Below are 21,258 nucleotides of genomic sequence, written 5' to 3' on the forward strand. Positions count from 1 at the left end.
AGCGGCCAGATTCAGATTTGGATGAGCGTGTTCTGGTACTTATCCAGCATCACGGCCAGGCGTTTTACCGGTTCCGTAACGCTGACAGGCGCCTCGTAATGGACCAGTTTCTCCTGATAGAGATCCAGCTCTTTCAGCAGGCGTTCAAAATAGTAGCGCCGCTTGTCATCGCTGCTGGCAGAGATGACCCGGTCAGCGGTATAGCGCAGCTGCCGGTGATAAGCAGAGAGATCCGCGTTGATCGGGATGTCTGCGTCACGCAGCCGCTGATGACCGATGATCAGCGTCAGGGCAATACGGTATTTATTGATATCGCCCGGAAACAGGTTCAGCAGCAGAAACAGTTGCTGATAGAGGGCCGGCAGATGGTTTTCACGCCGACGCGCCTGATTAGTCGTCATGGCCGAAACCGCTGCGTACATGAAGCGGTTCAGCAGCTTACGGCCGGTACGGGCCTTCGATTTATCTCGAATCAGCAGGATAACCATCATCGCCACAAAGCAGCCGATGACCTGGCCGAGCACATTGTCGAGAAAGACATTGATGTGGAACTGCATCGGATTATCGAGAACCAGCACGTTAAGCGTGCCAATCAGCGCCCCCAGCGTGCCGAGCTGACGCCGCTGAATGAAGATGCCACCGATAAAGCCCAGCAGGCCGATGGCGATGCAGAGCAGCAGTGCGCTCTGCTGGGTCGAGGGAAGCACATACATAAAGTAGAGCGCGCCCAGCGGCACCGCAACCGTCATGCCGTAGAGAAAATCTTTTGCCATCATCAGTGGATTAGGCATCCGCATCGCCAGTGCAGTGATAACCGCCAGCATGACCATACAGCCGCTGCCCGACGTCCAGCCGGTGTAGAGCCAGAACAGAGAGCCCAGCGCGGTCGCCACAAAGGTGCGGATACCGTTGATCATCGCATGGTGTGTTTCGGCGGAGCGCGCCTGAATCACCACCTCGCGCTGCAGGATCTCCTCCTCCAGCGACGTGATCCGGCTGTTACTTCGGATGCCTTTCAGCAGCAGCAGATATTCCGTCGCGGCACCCACCCAGCTGCTCAGCGTCACCGGGGCCGTTTTGTCTCTGGCCCCCATCACCCGCCGCATCACCTTCATCCGCTTGTGCACCTCGTCAACCGTTGTGGCAGGCTTCTCAATCATCAGGCGATACTGAGGGGGGATGTAGTCCGGACGCGAATTCTGGATCAGAAAGGTTTCGGCTGCCTGCGTAATCAGGGTCAGCGACAGGGTATTAAGCATCTGCAGCCGGCGGTTACTGTTCTTCCAGCGTGACGACTCCATCATCAGCTGGCTGCGCATGCTGTTAAGGGCAGTGGTGCGCCGGACCAGCGCGCTCCAGGCTTTATCGACCTCCTCTTTGTCACCGTGGGCGACGCAGAGCTGCAGCAGCTGATAGTGCGCCACCAGCAGCGAGTCGACCTCCGCATCGATCACTTTTTTGATCGAGCGCGGTGAGAAGATCATGTCGGCCAGAATGGCACACAGAATGCCGAGCACGATTTCACTGCAGCGCTCGACCGCATATTGCGGCACCAGGGTCAGACCGCCGCTGGCGTCAGCGGTCACCACGATAATCAGCGCGGTGTAGCCCGCCAGTCCCAGTGCGTAAGAGTTTTCAACTTTAATCAGTGAAGAGAGCCAGACGCAGAGCCCTGCCCAGATGCAGCACAGCAGCAGCATCACAACCGGCGCACGAACGGTGGCAATCATGATGGTCAGCGCGGCGATACAGCCGATAAAGGTCCCGATAATACGCAAAACGCCACGATAGCGAAGCGCCCCCGAATAGGGATCGCCCCCCGCTGCAAACGCGGTGCCGCCCGCCACAATACCGGCAGTCATCACCGCCCAGCGCGGCGTTTCGAGGTTGAAGTGAAAGCCGACCATCAGCGCTAACACCAGCGCAAAGGTCAGCTTTACCGGGAACCGCAGGAACTCAATCATATCGCCCTCTTAACCAAACTCACGCAGGCGATTAAACAGGCGGACCATCGGTGAAACCTGCTCAGGCTGACGATCAGCCTGACCGGTAATGACCACGGTAGCCGTTGTCCCGGCCGGGAAGCGGTTGCCGGGCTGCTGATCCAGACGGATGCGCACCGGAACACGCTGCGCCAGACGGACCCACTCCAGGTTGGAATCGACCGTTGCCATACCTTTACTGTCAACCGAGCTGCTGCTGTTGGTGACACCGGCCGCCACACTATCTACGGTCCCCCGCAGCACAATGTTGCTGCCAAGTGGCGTCACTTCCGCACGGAAGCCCTTCTCTACGCCATGCAGCTTGGTCTCTTCCAGATAGGCCAGCACATAGTAGGAGTGCTGCTGCACCAGGGCGACCGCCACAGAGCCGCGGGTAATGAACTCGCCCTGATAGACATTCAGGTTGGTGACCCAGCCATCGGAGGGCGCTTTCACGGTGGTGCGCTCCAGATCGATCTTCGCCAGATCGCGTGTCGCCACCGATTTCGCCAGCTGATGTTCGCTGGTCTGCAGATCGTTGTTGGACTGCTCAATCGCCTCGCGCGACATCGCCGAAGTGCCGAGCTGGTTACGGCGGCCAGCTTCGCGCCGTTTCTCACTCACCAGCGCCTGGTAATATTCCACGTCTGCCTGAGCCTGCTCGAGCGCCTTTTGATAGCGTGGACGGTCAACCACAAACAGCGTGTCGCCCTTCTTCACCAGCTGGTTGTCGTGCACCGGAACATCAGTGATCAGGCCGGTCACGTCAGGTGAGATCGCCACTACGTCTGCCGCGAAGCGCGCATCACGCGTCCAGGGGGATTCGGTATAGAACACCCAGGCACGGAAGATGATAACCACAGCAATGATAACCAGCAGGAGTGTAATCGCGTAACGCGCGATTTTTCTTATGAGTGCTTTCACTTAAACCTCAGACTAATAAACGGGAGACAAGGTAAAACACACAGCAGTAAAGCGCTGTATTAAAAAGTGCCGGATGCCAGACAAGATCGTAAATACCGCTCGGCGTCAGCACACGTTTCACTAACCAGAACAGCATCAGTGAGAGAATAAGTTCGATGAATACGGGCGGAAACGAGAGCCCAAACATGACAAATACCGGAAGCACACTCATCAGAAATCCTTAGTTCAACCTTGCCGGGAGTCTCCTTTGCCTTTTCAGCTGTCACAGCAAACCCAGCTGACAGCGCGATACAAACCGCAGCTGGCTTAATAATAGCGTATCATCACAGGGCATCAGGCAATGAAGAGTCACCGGGAGATACCCCGGCGCGCTTATAATAACGCGCCTGACTATAAGTTTTCTACAGAATGTGATCTAAATCACTTTTAAGCCAGAGTAAATAATGGAACGACTGAAGGGCATGTCTGTCTTCGCCAAAGTGGTCGAACTTGGTTCGTTTACCGCTGCGGCGCGTCAGCTTCATCTGAGTGTCTCCTCAATCAGCCAGATCGTCGCAAAGCTGGAAGATACGTTACAGGTTAAGCTGCTGAATCGCAGTACCCGCAGTATCGGGCTCACCGAAGCGGGCAAAATCTACTATCAGGGCTGCCGCCGTATGCTGGCGGAAGCGACGCAGGTGCATGAACAGCTTTATGCGTTTAACAACACGCCCATTGGGGTGCTGCGTATCGGCAGCTCCTCAACCATGGCACAGAACGTGTTAGCGGGCATGACCAGCGATATGCTGCGCGACTATCCGGGGCTGAGCGTAAACCTGGTGACCGGCGTCCCCGCTCCGGACCTGATCGCGGACGGTCTGGACCTGGTGATTCGGGTCGGGGCCTTAAAAGATTCCAGCCTGTTTTCACGTCGCCTTGGCGCGATGCCGATGGTGGTGTGCGCCGCCAGGAGCTATCTGGCGCAGCATGGCACGCCGGAGAAACCGGGGGATATTGATAACTTTTCCTGGCTGGAATACAGCGTTCGGCCCGACAACAACTTCGAGCTGATTGCGCCAGAAGGCATCGTCACCCGGCTGGCACCGCAGGGACGGTTTGTCACCAATGATTCGCTGACGCTGTTACGCTGGCTGAAGTCCGGTAACGGCATCGCCTATGTGCCGATGATGTGGGTGATTGATGAGATCACCGCAGGTGAGGTCGATATTCTCTTTCCGCAATATCAGTCCGATCCGCGACCGGTCTATGCGCTCTATACCGAGAAGGATAAGTTGCCGCTCAAGGTACAGGTCTGTATCGACTATCTGACCGGCTATTTTGAGCAGGTTGCGGAACAGTATCAGCTGCACCGCAAAAGCTGACAACCCGCCAGCGGGCGGGTTGTCGGGGTCACATCAGGCGGTGCCGCCGATGGTGAGTTTGTCCAGCTTCAGCGTTGGCTGACCCACACCGACCGGCAGGCTCTGCCCCTCTTTGCCGCAGACGCCCACGCCTTTATCCAGCGCCAGGTCATTGCCGACCATCGAGATCTGCTGCATCGCTTCAATACCGGAGCCGATCAGGGTTGCACCTTTAACCGGTTTGGTGATCTTGCCCTTCTCAATCAGATAGGCCTCTGAGGTGGAGAAGACAAACTTGCCGGAGGTGATATCCACCTGACCGCCACCAAAGTTGGGCGCATAGATGCCATATTCAACGCTTTCGATGATGTCCTGCGGCGTTGATTTGCCGGCCAGCATATAGGTGTTGGTCATACGCGGCATGGGCAGATGCGCATAGGATTCGCGGCGACCGTTACCGGTCGGGCTGACGCCCATCAGTCGCGCATTCAGCTTGTCCTGCATGTAGCCTTTCAGCACGCCATTCTCAATCAGCATGTTGTACTGACCCGGCACGCCTTCGTCATCGACCGCCAGTGAACCCCGCAGCCCTTCAAGGGTGCCGTCATCCACCACGGTGCAGAGTTCTGACGCGACCTGCTGACCGATTTTACCGCTGAACACGGAGGTGCCACGGCGATTGAAGTCGCCTTCCAGACCGTGCCCCACCGCTTCATGCAGCAGCACGCCAGGCCAGCCCGCGCCCAGCACCACCGGCAATGCGCCCGCCGGGGCCGCCACGGCAGAGAGATTAACCAGCGCCATGCGAACGGCTTCACGCGCCCAGGCGTCTGCACGCACTTCGCCATTCTCATCGGCCAGGAAAAACGCATAACCGGTGCGTGCACCGCCGCCGCTGGCGCCGCGCTCACGCTTACCCTGATCTTCCACCTGGACGCTGACAGAGAGACGCACCAGCGGACGGACATCCGCCGCCAGCGTGCCATCCGTCGCAGCCACCAGCACCTGCTCGTAAACGCCGGTCAGACTGGCATTGACCTCCTGCACGCGCGGGTCCGCCGCACGGGCCACCTGGTCAACGCGATGCAGCAGCGCAATTTTCTCTTCACGCGTCAGGCTGTTTAGCGGATCGACCGCCGGGTAAAGCGAACGGTTCATGACGGCAGAAAGTGTATGTGCCTTGCCGTTGCCCTGTTCACGGACAATGCTGCGAGCGGCGTCAGAGGAGAGACGCAGCGCATTCAGCGTAATCTGGTCTGCATAGGCGAAGCCGGTTTTTTCACCGCTGACCGCGCGAACGCCCACGCCCTGGTCGATATGGTAAGAGCCATCTTTAATGATTTTGTCTTCCAGCACCCAGGATTCGTGGAAGCTGGACTGAAAATAGAGATCGGCATAATCCAGACGACGTTCTGAAAGCTGCCCTAACAGGGAAAATAGGTCCTGCTGATTAATGCCGTTAGCAGTCAGTAACTGCTCACTTACCAGGTTCAGAGTCATCGTTTCTCACTCATTATGTGCTCAGATAATCATAGCCTGCGGTAATTCCGGTACGGCGTCAAATTCACTTGTTGTCTGTTTCACGCGATTTACGCAGCACTTCATTGATTTCCGGTTTATCCAGCGGCCCGCTGATGTGATAACGCAGCAACGATATCCTGTTCCACAAGGGAGCCAGCACCTTACTGGCGGCGAAAACCGCCGCGCCCACCACCGGGTTAATCGCGAAGGCGGTCGCGACACCCACGGAGGCGGAGATCTCCGGCGCCACCACCGCTTCCATATCGATCTGACGCTTCACCAGGTCGAGATTGCCCTGCATAGCGATGTCAGCTTCCAGCCCATCCACCAGCAGATTATCGGTGCGCATCACGCCATTCTCGATCCAGGCCGTGCCATTAATCGAATCGAAGTAGAACGCGTTGGTAAAGGTGTCGCTGAAATCGAAGCGCAGCTTGCGCAGCAATGCATCAAAGCTCACCAGTCGCAGGATCTTGCCAGCCGTGCCGGTGTCCACATCCGCAATCTGGCCTTTACCAAAGTGTGTTTTCAGGGTGCCACTCAGCGTCTCTGCGGAGGGCTGCCAAGGCGCCGACCGCCAGTGCAGGTCATAGGCAATGTCGAATGGCGCATCACGCAGCGGCGTATTCACACCAAACCAGTTGGTCGCATTATTGATGTTAGGACCTTTCAGCGTGCCCTTCAGCGAGGTGCGCGGGTCGTTCGGGCGATTTACCCACTCCCCGCTGATTTTCAGCTGTGAACTGCCGGTATCCACCTTGCCGTTAGTAAGCGCTAACGTATCCCCTTTGGGTTGCAGCATCGCAGAGACCTGACCATATTTCTGCCCCAGTACCCAGCACTCTTTACAGCGCAGTTGCAGAGCCGGCCACTGACTGAAATTAATATTACTGGCCTGCTGAGTGCTCGCTTTGCTGCCTCTCGTCGTCTCGCTGTTCCACTGCGGATTGTAATAAAGGTAATCCAGATTCACCTGCCACGGGGATTGTGGTGCCATCGACAGCTCACCACGCAGCTCCTGCGCCCTGACGCTGACGTTGCCACTGCCGGCTGAACGCTGTGCCAGCGTCGCCTCAACCTCATGCCACTGCTGCCCCGCCAGCGTGACCGCCGGACTGCGCAGCGTGATATTGCCGGGCAGCGTCACGCCGCCGGTCTGGAAATCGCTGCCGCCACCTGACGACCTGCCGCCCGTTGCGCCTCCGGCTGCCAGCATCCCGACCCAGTCTTCGCCATCCAGCGCAGGCAGATTCAGCACCATTCCGGCATGGTCAGGCAGCGCGGGTTTCTTCTGGGCATCATTCAGCCAGATGCCGCGATCCACGCGCAGCGTCGGCTCCAGCAGCCAGCGGCTGTTAAAACGGTGGTTTGCGCTGACGCTGCCGCTGAGATCGAAGTGGTTCAGGTCGCCGCTGGCCTCAATGGTAACCGGCATCGTCTCACCGGCTTTCTTGTCGAGCGGTGCAGGTAAGCGACTACTCACTTCTTTTGCATTGCCGTTCAGGGCAACTTCATAGCGCGCTCCGCCATGATGGGGTAGCGTGATATCGACGTTCCCCTGCCAGGGCAGATGTCCGCCCAGCTGCTTACTGACGGCGGCCGGAATCGGGCTGATTCTGGCCGGTTGCCAGTCGCCCTGCAGTTTAACGTTAACGCCAAAATCATCCGGGTTCTCGGTAGTGCTGAACCGGACGCCCAGGGGCTGACCAAACCAGTTCGCCTGCAAATCTTCACTGGCCAGATTGCCGTTATCGTAACGGAAGCGGCCAGAGAGGTTAGCGATAGTCGTTTTTAACGGTTTGATAAACAGAGAGTTGTTATGCAGATCGACATTGCCGCGCGCGTGTACCTGCTTACCGTCCAGCGGAATATCGAGATTCAGATGCCCCCCTACGCCGCCCGTGATTTGCAGCTGCTCCAGTGCGGCACCCAGCGACGACTTCAGCGGAGTCTGCTGAAAATAGTCCGCGACCTGCGGGCCTTCGCCATGGATATCCCCATCGATGATCAGCTTCTCTTTCAGATAGTCAGGGATGACCGCGCTGACGTTGTGCGCTTCGACGTCACCCAGCCGGGCGACCGGAGCATGCATCCACAATCCGTCATTCAGGAAGTTGAGGTCGATATCCAGATTGCTGATCGCCGGCCATTTGGGCTGAAACGCGTAGGTTGCCTGGCGCAGCGGCACCCAGACCTGGAACATGCCATCGTTGTGTTTAAACGGGAACAGCGCCGGGTTACCGGCAAACAGCAGCGTGGCGTTGTCGACTTTGCCCCCCTTCACGGCCCCGCTCAGATAGTGCGTGAGTCCCCTGCCCATCAGCGGCACCGGGAAATAGCGCCAGGCATCGCCTGCATCCGTGACCCGGATACCGGCCAGAATATCGAGACGCGGCTCCGCGCCACGGTTCTGCTGATAACTGAAGTCGCCCCGCGCCCGGAGTGAGCGCGCCTGCAGATCCAGATCCTCACCCGCCAGCGTCAGGCCATGTTCATCGCGCAGCCAGCGCAGCGCCCCGGTGACCCGTTTAATCTCCAGCGGTGCCTGGAACATGTCACCATAGGGGACGGTGGCTTTTCCCATCGCCACACTGACCTGACCATTGCTCAGACTGCCGCGAGCCTCCCCGCTCAACCGACTGATGCCCGGCAGCAGCTTCCACTGCTGCCAGCTGAAATCGTGCCATTTCACCTGCAGGCGGGTCTTTTCTGGCTGATCTAACAGGATATCCAGCGCCAGTCCCTCAACGGTGCCCTGTGGCTGTAACTTCTGCCAGTTTTCAAACAGCGCCGGAGAGAGCGGTGCGAAAAGGGGAATAACAGGGGCAAGATGACGCAGCACCAGCTGTGTGGCGCGCACCCGGACCTCAGGCTGGCCGTCAGTGCCCGACATCTGCTTATCCTCAGGACGCCAGAGCAGGGAGAAGTGACCGGCGGGCCAGGTCTGGCCGTCGGTGCTGAGGCGGGTCTGCGGCACATTGACCACCCAGCCATTCCGGAAGCGCGACAGATGCGCGGTCAGCCCGTCAACCTCAATCCGGTGTGGTCCGCTTTCGCCCTGCCAGCTGGCACCGCCCTGACGCAACAGCAGATCGCCGGCATAGATGTCGCCATCGCGCAGGTTCACCCACGCCGCCAGACTGAAGCGGGCGCTGTCGAGCCGGGTATTGTCGCGCATCCAGCGACCCAGCCACGGACGCACATCGACATCGTCGGCCTGCATCCAGATACGCCCGTCATTCAGTAAACCGTTGCTGTCGTTGAGATCGAGCCGCACCTGAACCACACCGTGCTGGCCGGTAAAGCTCGACAGGCTCACTTCCCCTTCTGCCCGGTGGCGGGTTTTCTCATTCAGCCAGGTCAGGCGCGGAATGGCCAGCTCGGCATGCTGACCGGATGGCGTGCGGAAACCGATGGTGCTGTCGCGCAGGTCAAAGTGGTCAAACTGCTGCAGGAAAAGTTCGTTGATTTGCGCCGGACGGAAGCTGTTTTTCTCTTTATCGTTGTCGAGTAAGGGACGATTCGTGTCGAGATGCAGCTGCCAGAAAGTGAGGTCGCGGAACTGCCAGCGCCAGTGCAGCAGGGATTGCCAGACGTCGAGGGCAAGATTGATGCGTGAAATGGTGAGTTTGCCGTTCTCGTGGAGATCGACGCTGAGATCGCGAACCTGCAGGGTGGGACCGAAATTTTCCCATTTGCCCTGCAGCTGACTGGCGCTGACCGGAACGCCGCTGCGATCGGAGATAAATTGCAGAAGGTTGCTGCGATAGCTGTCGAGATGCGGCATCACCAGACGCAATCCGCTGACCAGCAGCGCGACAATCACGATGATTGCCGCGACCAGCAGTAACAAAATCCTCGGCAACTGCCTCACTCACGCCTCTCCTTGTGTTCCGCAAACGACGGATAGTTGGCTCTCGTACCCGACCGTCTTCAGACAAAAGCGGTAAAACACGCATTTTATCCCAAACAAGGGCGTTTTTTCAGCCCGGCAGCCGGAGAAACCAGTGCGCGGGCCGGCGTTACATCATGACAACGTCGAACTGCTCCTGAGTGTAGAGCGCTTCGACATGCACTTTAACCTGCTTGCCGACAAAGATTTCGACCTCCGCCAGGGCATGAGACTCATCGCTTTTCAGCGCCTCCCCCACCGTCGGCGAAACATAGACCAGGAAGCGATCGGAATCGTAGGCGTGATGAACGCGGACAATCTCACGCATAATCTCATAGCAGACCGTCTCAACCGTTTTCAGCGTGCCGCGTCCCTTACAGACCGGGCAATCCTGACAGAGGATATGCTCGATGCTTTCACGGGTTCGCTTGCGCGTCATCTCTACCAGCCCCAGCGCCGAGAAACCATTAATCCCGGTTTTCACCCGATCCTTGCTGAGTGCGCTCTCCAGCGAATGCAGCACCCGGCGCCGATGATCTTCATTATTCATATCAATGAAGTCGATGATGATGATGCCACCCAGATTACGCAGTCGCAGCTGGCGGGCAATCGCCTGCGTCGCTTCCACATTGGTGTTAAAGATCGTCTCATCCAGATTGCGGTGGCCGACGAAGGCACCGGTGTTGATGTCGATGGTGGTCATCGCTTCGGTCTGATCGATGATCAGATAGCCACCCGACTTCAGTTCAACCTTACGATCCAGCGAACGCTGAATTTCATTTTCGACATCAAACAGGTCAAAGATAGGCTGTTTGCCATTGTAGAGCTCCAGCTTACCTGCCATCTCCGGAATATATTCCGCAGTAAACTCCACCAGCATTTCACAGGTCAGACGGGAGTCGACCCGGATGCGATCCAGGGCGGCCCCGGCAAAATCACGCAGAATACGCTGCGCCAGCGCCAGCTCACCGTAGAGCAGGCAGCGGGTCTGGTTACGCTTTTTGCGTTCGCTGACTTTGGTCCAGAGACGCTTGAGAAACGCGGCGTCCTGCGCCAGCTCCTCTTCTCCAATCCCCTCTGCGGCGGTACGGATGATAAAGCCGCCCAGGTCGTCACAGTAGTCTGCCACCACCGCTTTGAGCCGCTCGCGCTCTTTTTCACTCTCAATGCGCTGAGAGACACCCACATGCGATGCCCCCGGCATAAAGACCAGATAACGTGACGGCAGCGTGATGTCGGTGGTCAGCCGGGCCCCTTTGGTACCCAGCGGATCTTTGACCACCTGCACCACCAGATCCTGCCCCTGGCGCACCAGCTCGGCGATGTCGCGAACAACAAAATTTTTCTTTTCGTCACCCGCGACACACTCGGTGTGCGGCATGATGTCTGAGGCGTGCAGAAAGGCGGCTTTTTCCAGGCCGATATCGACAAAGGCGGCCTGCATGCCGGGCAGTACACGGCTTACTCGTCCCTTGTAAATATTGCCCACAATGCCGCGCCGCGCCTCACGTTCAATGTGAATCTCCTGAAGGATGCCGCCGTCGATATAGGCAACCCGCGTTTCAGAAGGCGTGACGTTAACCAGTAATTCAGCCGTCATGGTGACCCCTTACGGCACGCAGTGACTGGAAATGGCTGAGTAACTCCGCTGTCTCAACCAAAGGTAATCCGACCACCGCGTGGTAGCTTCCATTAATTTTGCGGACAAAATTTCCGCCCCTGCCCTGGATTCCGTAGGCTCCCGCTTTATCCATCGGTTCGCCGGTCGCAATATAGTCGTCGATGTCGGTGGCGGTCAGGGTGCGGAAGGTCACATCCGTCGTCACCACGCAGTCCAGCGCCTGCTGACGATCGGCCAGCGCCACCGCCGTCATCACCTGGTGCGACTGTCCGGAAAGTTTGCGCAGCATCTCGCGGGCATCCTCAGCATCGCGCGGCTTCTCCAGCACGCTGCCATTCAGCACCACGATGGTATCGGCGCCCAGCACCGGCAGATCCTGCGCGGCCAGTCTGACGCCAGCCTGTGCTTTGTCATTGGCCAGACGGCGCACATAGGCCTCTGCCGCTTCATCCGGCTGACGCTGCTCTTCAACGTCCGTCACAAGGCGCTCGAAGGTCAGCCCAAGCTGAGTTAACAGCTCACGCCGACGCGGTGAACCGGAAGCAAGATAAAGGGTTACCATAAATTTCCTTATTGAACAGCGAACTGACGACGAATTTTTCTCATTAACAAGAATAGCCAAGGCCAGAGAATACCGTCGACAACACTGCTCCAGAAAATTTCAGGTCGGAATGAAACGTTGATTACCAGGAATTCAGCCCAGAAGACGATGACATCCATCGCCAGTGACAGCACCATAACCATTAACGCTTGCTGCCACAACGCTAAGTTGCGGAATAACTGGAACTTAAAGGCGATAAGGTAGGCGATGATGCTGAGCGCCAGGGCACGCACGCCGAGTGTGGACCCGGCGATCAGATCCATGATGGCACCAAGCATAAATCCGGTGCCGACATTGACCCGGTGCGGCAGTGCCAGCACCCAGTAGATCAGAATCAGCAGCAGCCATGAGGGGCGGAACATGTAGATCTCATCCGGCCACGGCATGATCTGCAGGATCAGCGCAACCAGGAAAGAGAGCCAGATGACCCAACGTCCCTGGCTGCGATATCGACTCAAGGCTGGCCCCCGCGTGAACGCGTGGTGCTGCTGCTCTGTCCGCTGCTGCTACCGGAAGGGGCCGGCGGGCCCATCTGTGCAGAAGGCGCAGGCGGACCCATCTCCCCGGCAGGCGGTAACACCTGCGGCATCATCTGCATCAGACGCTCGTTCGCGACGCGATGCACTTCATCCTGCGGTAACGGCATATCGCCATTGCGATCCGCTCCCCACAGCAACAGCAGGTAGCGCAGACGCTGCAGACCGGCAGTCGGATGCGCCTGAATCACCGTGTAAGCGCGCTGGGTATCCACTTTAACAGAGGAGACCACACCCACCGGATAACCTTCAGGGAAACGTCCCCCGATGCCGGAGGTGACCAGCACATCACCGACGCGAATGTCTGTGTTGCCCGGCAGATGCTCAAGCTGAAGATCTTCAGTACAGCCGTTACCGGCGGCGATCACACGGATATCATTCCGCAGCACCTGAATCGGCAGCGCATGGGACGCATCACAGATCAGCAGAACGCGGCTGGTCAACTGCCCGACGGCGATGACCTGCCCCACCACGCCCTTATCACTGATGACCGGCTGACCTTCGTAGACACCGTTTACGCTGCCTTTATCGATCACCACCTGGTCGGTGTAAGGGTCGGTGCCGGTAGAGATCACCTGCGTGACCATCTTTTGCTCATCCTGACGCAGCGGTGAACCCAGCAGTTCACGCAGGCGTGCATTTTCCTGCTTATATTGCCCCAGCATTAGCAGGTTACTGTTTTTCAGGAAGAGCTCACGACGTAACGCTTTGTTTTCCTGCTCCAGTTGCTGACGGGATGCCAGCGACTCTGAGACGCCGTCCAGCAGCTGACGTGGCCCATTCGCCAGGAAGTAAAACGGACTGACCGACGTATCCAGATAGTTGCGTATTTGGGTAAAAGACCCCACACGACTGTCGGCGATAATGATGGCAATCGCCACGACAACCGCCAGGAAAAGACGCAACTGCAGGGAAGGCCCCCTGCTAAAAATCGGCTTCATATAATCTGCGTGATCCTCGACAACGGGTAAGGAAGCGGCGGCTGACCACCGCGCTTCCCTGGGCTGAACGCACTGTACCGGCCAGATTTCGCCGGTTCACATGCTACTCCCCTGCATGATCGTTGCGTTCTTAACCGGTTGAGGCAATTATTCTTCGCTGAACAAATCGCCGCCGTGCATGTCGATCATTTCCAGCGCCTTACCGCCACCGCGAGCCACACAGGTCAGTGGATCTTCAGCAACCACAACCGGAATGCCCGTCTCTTCCATCAGCAGGCGATCCAGGTTGCGCAGTAACGCACCACCACCGGTCAGCACCATGCCGCGCTCGGAGATATCCGAGGCCAGCTCAGGCGGACACTGCTCAAGGGCAACCATCACCGCGCTAACGATACCGGTTAACGGCTCCTGCAGCGCTTCAAGAATTTCGTTGGAGTTCAGCGTGAAGCCACGCGGTACACCTTCTGCCAGGTTACGGCCACGCACTTCAATTTCGCGGACTTCATCGCCCGGATAAGCTGAACCGATCTCATGCTTAATACGTTCTGCCGTCGCTTCACCAATCAGTGAACCGTAGTTACGACGCACATAATTAATAATAGCTTCATCGAAGCGATCGCCACCAATACGGACAGAGGAGGAGTAAACCACGCCGTTCAGTGAGATCACCGCCACTTCGGTGGTACCGCCACCAATATCGACTACCATTGAACCGGTCGCTTCGGAAACAGGCAGGCCTGCACCGATTGCGGCAGCCATAGGCTCTTCAATCAGGAAGACTTCACGCGCACCTGCACCCTGAGCGGATTCACGAATCGCACGACGTTCTACCTGGGTGGCACCGACGGGAACGCAGACCAGCACGCGTGGGCTGGGACGCATAAAGCTGTTGCTGTGAACCTGCTTGATGAAGTGCTGCAGCATTTTTTCGGTAACGAAAAAGTCAGCGATAACGCCATCTTTCATCGGGCGAATAGCGGCGATATTGCCTGGCGTACGGCCGAGCATCTGTTTGGCGTCATGACCTACGGCCGCGACACTTTTCGGCGAACCGGCACGATCCTGGCGAATAGCGACCACGGAAGGCTCGTTCAGCACGATGCCCTGTCCTTTTACGTAAATCAGGGTATTCGCGGTACCCAGGTCAATGGACAAGTCATTGGAAAACATGCCACGAAATTTTTTAAACATACTAAGGGATAATCCTGCAAGCTGGGGGCGGAAAATAAAATCCGCTTACTTTACCAACCACACGAAGCTGCCACAAGGCGCAAAAACGTTCTGCTTCGGTGAAAAAAGAGGCCTGATTGCGTTTAAGTCATCTGAACCCGTAACAGAAATCGGCAGAATGGCGACCAGACGCCATCACTCCTGCTTTTCTCCGCCTTTCGCCTTTCCATTCCCGACATAAAATTTAACATTTCCGGCAGTCGGGTTATGGGTGCAGACGAGACTTAACATGACAAAAAAGCGCTAATTGCCGTCATCAGGACGGCAATTCATCAAATACGGTAACGTTGGGAATACTTCTTCACGTTACTGTTAACCGGAAGCGAAGGGGCAAAAAAGTCACCCTGCCCGCCTGCTATACCCAGCGACACTAATGTTTGCCACTCCGATCGGGTGCGAACACCGGTGGCAAACACCTGAATGCCGGTGGATTTACAGACTTCCAGCAGACTCTGCACAAACAGCTGATTTTCAGTGCGCCGCTCAATGTTGCGCACCAGGCCGGCATCGAGCTTGATCAGCTCCAGCGGCAGCTGCCGGATATAGGCGCTGCTCACCACGGTTAAACCGGCCTGATTCACCGCCACCCGACAACCAAACGCCTTAAGCGCACGGAATACTGGTGTTAAGCGGTTGATGTGTTGACAGACATCTGCCTCGGCAAGTTCAAATAAAAATCGTTTTCTTTGTCCTTTCGGGCACTGCAGCAGCATGTTCTGCAGCCAGAGCACAAAGGATCGTTGCAGGAGTGAGGACATCGTCAGCGGGATGACCAGGGTCTCTTCCGGCCAGAGTTCAGACAGGGCCGCAATGCGGGTCATCAGCTGGCGATCCCAGGCATCCGCCATACCCAGCTGCTGCACCAGCGGCATATATTCGGCGGCCAGCACCTCTTTGTCGCCGTCGAAGATGCGGGTCAGCATCACCCGGTGCTGCACCTTGCCTTCAATATTGACGGCAGGTTTGTGATAGAGCCGCGGACCACCCCGGCTGAGCGTATTCTCCAGCAGGGTACGCCAGCGTACACTCCCCCGCCCGGCGTCCTGCGGATTGCCTGCACCGTTGGTCCAGTTGTTGCCGCCCAGTAAAGCTGCGCGGCGGGTGGCCATTTCGGCATTCTCCATCACCTGCGGCACGGTCTGCCCGCTGTGCCACGCGCTGATGCCGATGTGAATCAAATCATCACGGTTAACCTGACGCATCGGCGGCAGTGAATCCACCGCGTTGATCAGCTGGTCGGCAATGCTGTTCGCCTCTTTAAGGCTGCGATGCGGCAGCAGCACGGCAAAATCACTGCGGAAATAGCGCGCCAGCAGCGCCCCTGGGTAGCGCAGCACAAAGGTAGAGAGCATGTTGACGAAGTTAAAGAGATACTCGTCGACCAGCGCGGGCTCCAGCGTTTCCTGCAGGGTATCCAGATCGGGCAGCCGCACCATCATCACCACGCCGTGGGTGCCCACATCTTCCTGATCTTCCAGCAGCGTCGCCAGCTGATTGTCGAAAAAGAGTCGGTTGTTGAGGCCGGTCCGGCCATCCTGAGCGGCAAAGGTGCGGATAAGCGTGTCGATACGCACGCGCTGTTCGGCGGCTTCCTGCACATCCACCAGCAACAGATCCAGCGCGCGGCTCGCCCTGGGCGGCCACTCATCCACGCCGCGCTTCGGCATGACGCCGCGTTCGCCGTTGATAATCGCCTCGGCCCGCACTTCGAGATGCTCCATGCCACGCCACTGACGGCTGAGCCAGCGATGCATCATCAGCAGCATCAGACTCATGACCAGTATGATGGTAAACAGAATGCCCAGCGTCGAGGTGCCGGTGATGGAGCGTAGCCAGGTTTTGGCAGGATCGAGAGTGACAACCCGCAGCTGTAAGCCGGTCTGATGCATCAGCGGCACCTCGAACTGGATAAAGCGGTTGGGTTCATCTTCCAGCATCGGGTTTTCATGGCGGGAGAGCGTCAGGAGCGTCTGCCTGCCGTTGTGCAGTAAAATCTGCTCCGCATTCATGATTGGCATGATCGACGTGAGCCAGGTATGCAGCTGATCCGGGGTCTGGGTGAGCATCGCCTGATCCACCTGGACCGCCAGGATCTGTGCCCGATGTTCCACGCGCTGATGACTGAACCAGAAAAAACTGAATGCGCAGCCAGCCAGCATCAGTGACATGGCCAGCAGGCTAAGAAAGGTAATAAACGCAGATAATTTTGTGGTTAATCGCATCCCTGTGCCTGTATTACTGCGGTGATAACCGGATCACCCAACCTTGTACCGTCAGCCTGACGAAAACGCGAGCAAAATAGCATAATTTACCGCTGACGGCAGTGCCCGGACGCCAGAAGCCGAAGTATATCGTCGGGATTGTCTCGCTGACGTGAACCCCGGCACTTTTCAGTGCATTCTCATCGCCCCGCCCAGCCAGGAAATTTCACATTTTCGCAGCGAAAGTGGCCGACATCAGCGATAGTCATCATGCTGGTCGATAAGAATCTGTCTGGAGAAGGCCCATGAAACGTACACCCTGCCTGACTGAAGCCGACGTTACGCCGGAAAGCATCTTTAATATGAAGCGCCGCCAGGTGCTGAAAACGCTGGGGCTGAGCGCCGCGGCCATCGGCGTGCCTGGCGTGGCAAACGCCGACATTCTCAGCTGGTTCAAGGGAAACGATCGCCCGCCAGCGCCGGCAGGCCGCCCGCTGGACTTTACTAAACCGGCGCAGTATCAGGCCGAGCTGACCCTGACCCCGGCGGATAAGGTCTCCGGCTATAACAACTTCTATGAGTTTGGTCTGGATAAGGCCGATCCGGCCGCCAATGCCGGCACGCTGAAAACCGAGCCCTGGAAGCTGACCATCGATGGGGAAGTGGCGAAGCCCGTGACCCTGGATATGGATGACATCTTTAAACGGTTCGCCATGGAGCAGCGGATCTATCGCATGCGCTGCGTGGAGGCCTGGTCGATGGTGGTGCCCTGGATTGGCTTCGAACTGAACAAACTGATTTCGCTGGCCGAACCCACCAGCAAAGCGCGTTTCGTCGCCTTTCAGACGCTTTACGATCCTGAGCAGATGCCGGGCCAGAAAGATCGCTTTATTGGCGGTGGTCTCAACTATCCCTATGTCGAAGGTTTGCGTCTGGATGAGGCGATGCATCCACTGACGATACTGACGACCGGCGTCTATGGCAAAGCGCTGCCCCCGCAGAATGGCGCACCGATTCGCCTGACGGTGCCGTGGAAATATGGCTTTAAAGGGATCAAATCGATCGTAAAAATCACGCTGACCAGCAATCAGCCGCCGACGACCTGGAACCAGATTGCCGCTGATGAGTATGGTTTTTACGCCAACGTGAATCCTCACGTTAATCATCCGCGCTGGTCGCAGGCCACCGAGCGCTTTATCGGCCCTGGCGGCAGCCTGAAGGTCGAGCGTCAGCCGACCCTGCTGTTTAATGGCTATGGCGAACAGGTCGCCTCGCTCTATCGCGGTCTCGATTTACGGGAGAACTACTAGGTGGTGCGCCTGTCGTTAAAACAGATAACCAGTTTAAAGGTGATCCTGCATCTGGCGGCCCTGCTGCCGCTGGTTTATCTGATTTTTGCCGCGATGCAGGGCGGGCTGAGTGCCGATCCGGCGAAAGATATTCAGCATTTTACCGGACGAATGGCGCTGAAACTGCTGCTGGGAACGCTGCTGGTCTCACCGCTGGCGCGTTACGGCAGACAGCCGCTGCTAATCCGCACCCGCCGCCTGCTGGGCGTCTGGACATTTATCTGGGCCTCTCTTCATCTGCTGAGCTATTACCTGCTGGAGCTGGGTGCGGACAATCTGCGTCTGCTGGGCAGCGAGCTGATCTCCCGTCCCTATCTCACGCTGGGCATCATCAGCTGGTTTATCCTGCTGGCCCTGGCGGTGACCTCGTTTCAGCGCGCGCAGCGCAGGCTGGGAAAACGCTGGCAAACCCTGCACAACGCGGTCTATCTTGTCGCGATCCTGGTGCCGGTTCACTATATCTGGTCGGTAAAAATCCTGTCACCCCAGCCACTTATCTACGCCCTGCTTGCTGCAATACTGTTAGCCTGGCGTTACAAAAAGTTTCTCAAATGGTGGCCCCGCTAGGCTCTCACCCGTTGTTTTCCGCTGCTGTTTTCTGATAAAAGATGTGGCCCGCAGGCCACATCCGATCATCTTCGCAGATAAGACCAGTATTTTGCTGCGAAATGACACGAAACGGATATAATGCCCGGCTTTATTGCTCGTCGGGTCTTCTTTTTCACCGTGAAAGGTGACAAATGGAGATTCGCAAGGTATTTTACGCGATGCCTCAATGATTGCGGGAGATGGCAGCAAGATGGCGCATAAATTACATATTCTGCTTTTAAACGGACCCAACCTGAACCTGTTGGGAACGCGTGAACCTGAGAAGTATGGTCATACCACGCTGCGTCAGATCGTTGACGATTTAACGCATCAGGCAGACCAGCTGAATGTGGAGTTGAGCCACCTGCAAACCAACGCTGAATTTCAGCTTATTGATCGCATTCATGAGGCCAAAGGCAATGTGGATTACATCATCATTAATCCTGCCGCGTTTACCCATACCAGTGTCGCACTGCGTGATGCCCTGTTAGCGGTAGAAATACCGTTTATCGAGGTTCATCTCTCCAATGTGCATGCACGCGAGCCCTTCCGTCATCACTCCTATCTTTCTGATGTCTCTGCTGGCGTGATTTGCGGGCTTGGCGCTGACGGCTACACATGGGCTTTACAAACGGCAGTAAAACGCCTGTCTCAAACTAATTAATCAAACTGAGTACGGAACCCCACTCATGGATATTCGTAAAATTAAAAAACTGATCGAACTGGTTGAAGAGTCTGGCATTTCTGAGCTGGAAATCTCTGAAGGTGAAGAGTCCGTTCGCATCAGCCGCGCACCTGCAAACGCAGGTTACCCGGTTATGCAGCAGGCTTACGCTGCACCGGTACAACAGCCTGCGCTGGCCACCGCTGTGGCCCCTGTTGCAGCCGTTGCCGAAGCCGCACCGGCTGAGATCAGCGGTCACATCGTGCGTTCACCCATGGTAGGCACCTTCTACCGCACGCCGAGCCCGGATGCGAAAGCCTTTGTGGAAGTCGGTCAGAAAGTGAACGCGGGCGATACGCTGTGCATCGTCGAAGCCATGAAAATGATGAACCAGATCGAAGCTGACAAATCCGGCGTGGTGAAAGCCATTCTGGTTGAAAGCGGTCAGCCGGTCGAATTTGACGAGCCACTGGTTATCATCGAGTAACGGGGCAGATCATGCTGGATAAAATTGTTATTGCTAACCGCGGTGAGATCGCGCTGCGCATTCTTCGTGCCTGTAAAGAACTGGGCATCAAGACTGTTGCGGTTCACTCAAGCGCGGACCGTGACCTGAAGCACGTGCTGCTGGCAGACGAAACCGTCTGCATCGGCCCGGCGCAGTCAGTCAAAAGTTACCTCAACATCCCGGCGCTGATCTCTGCTGCAGAGATCACCGGCGCAGTGGCGATTCACCCAGGCTACGGCTTCCTTTCTGAGAATGCCGATTTTGCCGAGCAGGTTGAACGTTCTGGCTTTATCTTTATCGGTCCGAAAGCGGACACCATTCGCCTGATGGGTGACAAGGTTTCTGCGATCAACGCGATGAAGAAAGCGGGCGTCCCGACCGTCCCAGGCTCTGACGGTTCGCTGACTGATGATATGGAAAAAAACCGTGCCTTTGCTCAGCGCATCGGTTATCCGGTCATCATCAAAGCGTCCGGCGGCGGCGGCGGTCGTGGTATGCGCGTTGTGCGCAGCGACAAGGATCTGGAACAATCCATCAACATGACGAAAGCGGAAGCCAAAGCGGCTTTCAACAACGACATGGTTTACATGGAGAAGTATCTGGAGAATCCTCGCCACATCGAGATTCAGGTACTGGCCGATGGTCAGGGCAACGCCATCTATCTGGGCGAACGTGACTGCTCCATGCAGCGTCGTCACCAGAAAGTAGTCGAAGAGGCGCCAGCGCCAGGCATTACGCCGGAACTGCGCAGCTTTATCGGCAACCGCTGTGCCAAAGCCTGTATCGAAATTGGCTATCGCGGCGCAGGTACCTTCGAGTTCCTGTATGAAAACGGTGAATTCTACTTCATCGAGATGAACACCCGTATTCAGGTGGAACATCCGGTGACCGAGATGATCACCGGTGTCGATCTGATCAAAGAGCAGCTGCGCATTGCGGCTGGTCAGCCACTGTCGATCAAACAGGATGATGTGATCATTCGCGGACATGCGGTCGAGTGCCGTATCAACGCCGAAGATCCGGTAACCTTCCTGCCAAGCCCGGGTAAAATCACCCGCTTCCACGCGCCAGGCGGTTTTGGCGTGCGCTGGGAGTCGCACATTTACTCCGGTTACACCGTGCCGCCTTATTATGACTCCATGATTGGCAAGCTGATCACCTATGGCGAAACGCGTGACGTGGCGATTGCCCGCATGAAAAATGCCCTGGCGGAACTGATCATCGACGGTATCAAGACCAACGTCGACCTGCAGATGAAAATCATGTCCGACGAGAATTTCCAGCACGGTGGAACCAACATCCACTATCTGGAGAAAAAACTCGGCTTGCACGAGAAGTAATTGCAACGCTGAGTCAGTCA

General features: G+C 57.0%; 17 protein-coding genes. 6 read left to right on the forward strand and 11 right to left on the reverse strand.

Features of this window, described 5'->3' with window-relative positions:
* Positions 1–11: 11 nt before the first annotated feature.
* Genes aaeB through aaeX form a run of 3 tightly spaced genes read right to left on the reverse strand, consistent with a single transcriptional unit; the run spans position 12 to position 3,117 of the window.
* Entirely contained in the window at positions 12–1,964 is a 1,953-nt protein-coding gene (gene aaeB / locus S7A_RS02015; protein WP_009087497.1) for a p-hydroxybenzoic acid efflux pump subunit AaeB, read from the reverse strand.
* A gap of 9 nt (positions 1,965–1,973) precedes the next feature.
* Entirely contained in the window at positions 1,974–2,906 is a 933-nt protein-coding gene (gene aaeA, locus S7A_RS02020) for a p-hydroxybenzoic acid efflux pump subunit AaeA (protein ID WP_009087499.1), read from the reverse strand.
* 7 nt (positions 2,907–2,913) lie between these two features.
* Positions 2,914–3,117 carry a p-hydroxybenzoic acid efflux pump operon protein AaeX gene (gene aaeX, locus S7A_RS02025; RefSeq protein ID WP_009087501.1) on the reverse strand — a complete coding sequence of 68 codons (204 nt, stop codon included), beginning with the start codon at positions 3,115–3,117 and terminating at the stop codon, positions 2,914–2,916.
* Between the two features lie 232 nt (positions 3,118–3,349).
* Here aaeX and aaeR point away from each other — a divergent pair, with 232 nt between their 5' ends.
* Positions 3,350–4,267 (forward strand): HTH-type transcriptional activator AaeR, encoded by a 918-nt coding sequence (gene aaeR / locus S7A_RS02030; RefSeq protein ID WP_009087503.1) that lies wholly within the window; start codon positions 3,350–3,352, stop codon positions 4,265–4,267.
* A gap of 33 nt (positions 4,268–4,300) precedes the next feature.
* Here the strand turns inward: aaeR and tldD are convergent, their stop codons facing one another.
* The 8 genes from tldD to csrD all read right to left on the reverse strand — a co-directional run bounded on the left by tldD (position 4,301) and on the right by csrD (position 16,810).
* Positions 4,301–5,746 carry a metalloprotease TldD gene (tldD, locus tag S7A_RS02035; protein WP_009087505.1) on the reverse strand — a complete coding sequence of 482 codons (1,446 nt, stop codon included), beginning with the start codon at positions 5,744–5,746 and terminating at the stop codon, positions 4,301–4,303.
* A 64-nt stretch (positions 5,747–5,810) separates the two neighbouring features.
* Entirely contained in the window at positions 5,811–9,641 is a 3,831-nt protein-coding gene (gene yhdP, locus S7A_RS02040; RefSeq protein ID WP_009087507.1) for an AsmA2 domain-containing protein YhdP, read from the reverse strand.
* A gap of 148 nt (positions 9,642–9,789) precedes the next feature.
* Positions 9,790–11,259: a ribonuclease G gene (rng, locus tag S7A_RS02045; protein WP_009087509.1), complete on the reverse strand. Its 1,470-nt coding sequence runs from the start codon at positions 11,257–11,259 to the stop codon at positions 9,790–9,792.
* A complete protein-coding gene (locus S7A_RS02050) occupies positions 11,249–11,842 on the reverse strand; it encodes a nucleoside triphosphate pyrophosphatase (RefSeq protein ID WP_009087511.1) in 594 nt (197 codons plus the stop codon). Before S7A_RS02050 ends, rng begins: the two co-directional genes overlap by 11 nt.
* Before the next feature lie 8 nt (positions 11,843–11,850).
* On the reverse strand, positions 11,851–12,339 hold the full coding sequence (gene mreD / locus S7A_RS02055; protein ID WP_009087513.1) for a rod shape-determining protein MreD: 489 nt from the start codon (positions 12,337–12,339) through the stop codon (positions 11,851–11,853).
* Entirely contained in the window at positions 12,336–13,358 is a 1,023-nt protein-coding gene (mreC, locus tag S7A_RS02060; protein WP_009087515.1) for a rod shape-determining protein MreC, read from the reverse strand. Before mreC ends, mreD begins: the two co-directional genes overlap by 4 nt.
* Before the next feature lie 147 nt (positions 13,359–13,505).
* Entirely contained in the window at positions 13,506–14,549 is a 1,044-nt protein-coding gene (gene mreB, locus S7A_RS02065; protein WP_003855260.1) for a rod shape-determining protein MreB, read from the reverse strand.
* Positions 14,550–14,860: 311 nt separating this feature from the next.
* Positions 14,861–16,810, reverse strand: coding sequence for an RNase E specificity factor CsrD (gene csrD, locus S7A_RS02070; protein ID WP_009087516.1), 1,950 nt, complete (start codon positions 16,808–16,810; stop codon positions 14,861–14,863).
* Positions 16,811–17,094: 284 nt separating this feature from the next.
* On the opposite strand from csrD, the gene msrP reads away from it, so the two are divergent.
* From msrP to accC, 5 genes are all read left to right on the forward strand, one after another.
* The gene (msrP, locus tag S7A_RS02075; RefSeq protein ID WP_009087517.1) at positions 17,095–18,099 is read left to right on the forward strand and encodes a protein-methionine-sulfoxide reductase catalytic subunit MsrP; all 1,005 of its coding nucleotides are present in this window, start codon (positions 17,095–17,097) and stop codon (positions 18,097–18,099) included.
* Positions 18,100–18,102: 3 nt separating this feature from the next.
* A complete protein-coding gene (msrQ, locus tag S7A_RS02080) occupies positions 18,103–18,705 on the forward strand; it encodes a protein-methionine-sulfoxide reductase heme-binding subunit MsrQ (protein ID WP_009087519.1) in 603 nt (200 codons plus the stop codon).
* 232 nt (positions 18,706–18,937) lie between these two features.
* A complete protein-coding gene (gene aroQ / locus S7A_RS02085) occupies positions 18,938–19,390 on the forward strand; it encodes a type II 3-dehydroquinate dehydratase (protein WP_009087521.1) in 453 nt (150 codons plus the stop codon).
* A gap of 25 nt (positions 19,391–19,415) precedes the next feature.
* Positions 19,416–19,877, forward strand: coding sequence for an acetyl-CoA carboxylase biotin carboxyl carrier protein (gene accB, locus S7A_RS02090; RefSeq protein WP_009087523.1), 462 nt, complete (start codon positions 19,416–19,418; stop codon positions 19,875–19,877).
* An 11-nt stretch (positions 19,878–19,888) separates the two neighbouring features.
* Positions 19,889–21,238 carry an acetyl-CoA carboxylase biotin carboxylase subunit gene (gene accC / locus S7A_RS02095; protein WP_009087525.1) on the forward strand — a complete coding sequence of 450 codons (1,350 nt, stop codon included), beginning with the start codon at positions 19,889–19,891 and terminating at the stop codon, positions 21,236–21,238.
* The last annotated feature ends 20 nt before the right edge of the window (positions 21,239–21,258 follow it).

It is taken from the genome of Pantoea sp. Sc1 (assembly GCF_000255315.1).
GTDB lineage: Bacteria > Pseudomonadota > Gammaproteobacteria > Enterobacterales > Enterobacteriaceae > Pantoea > Pantoea anthophila.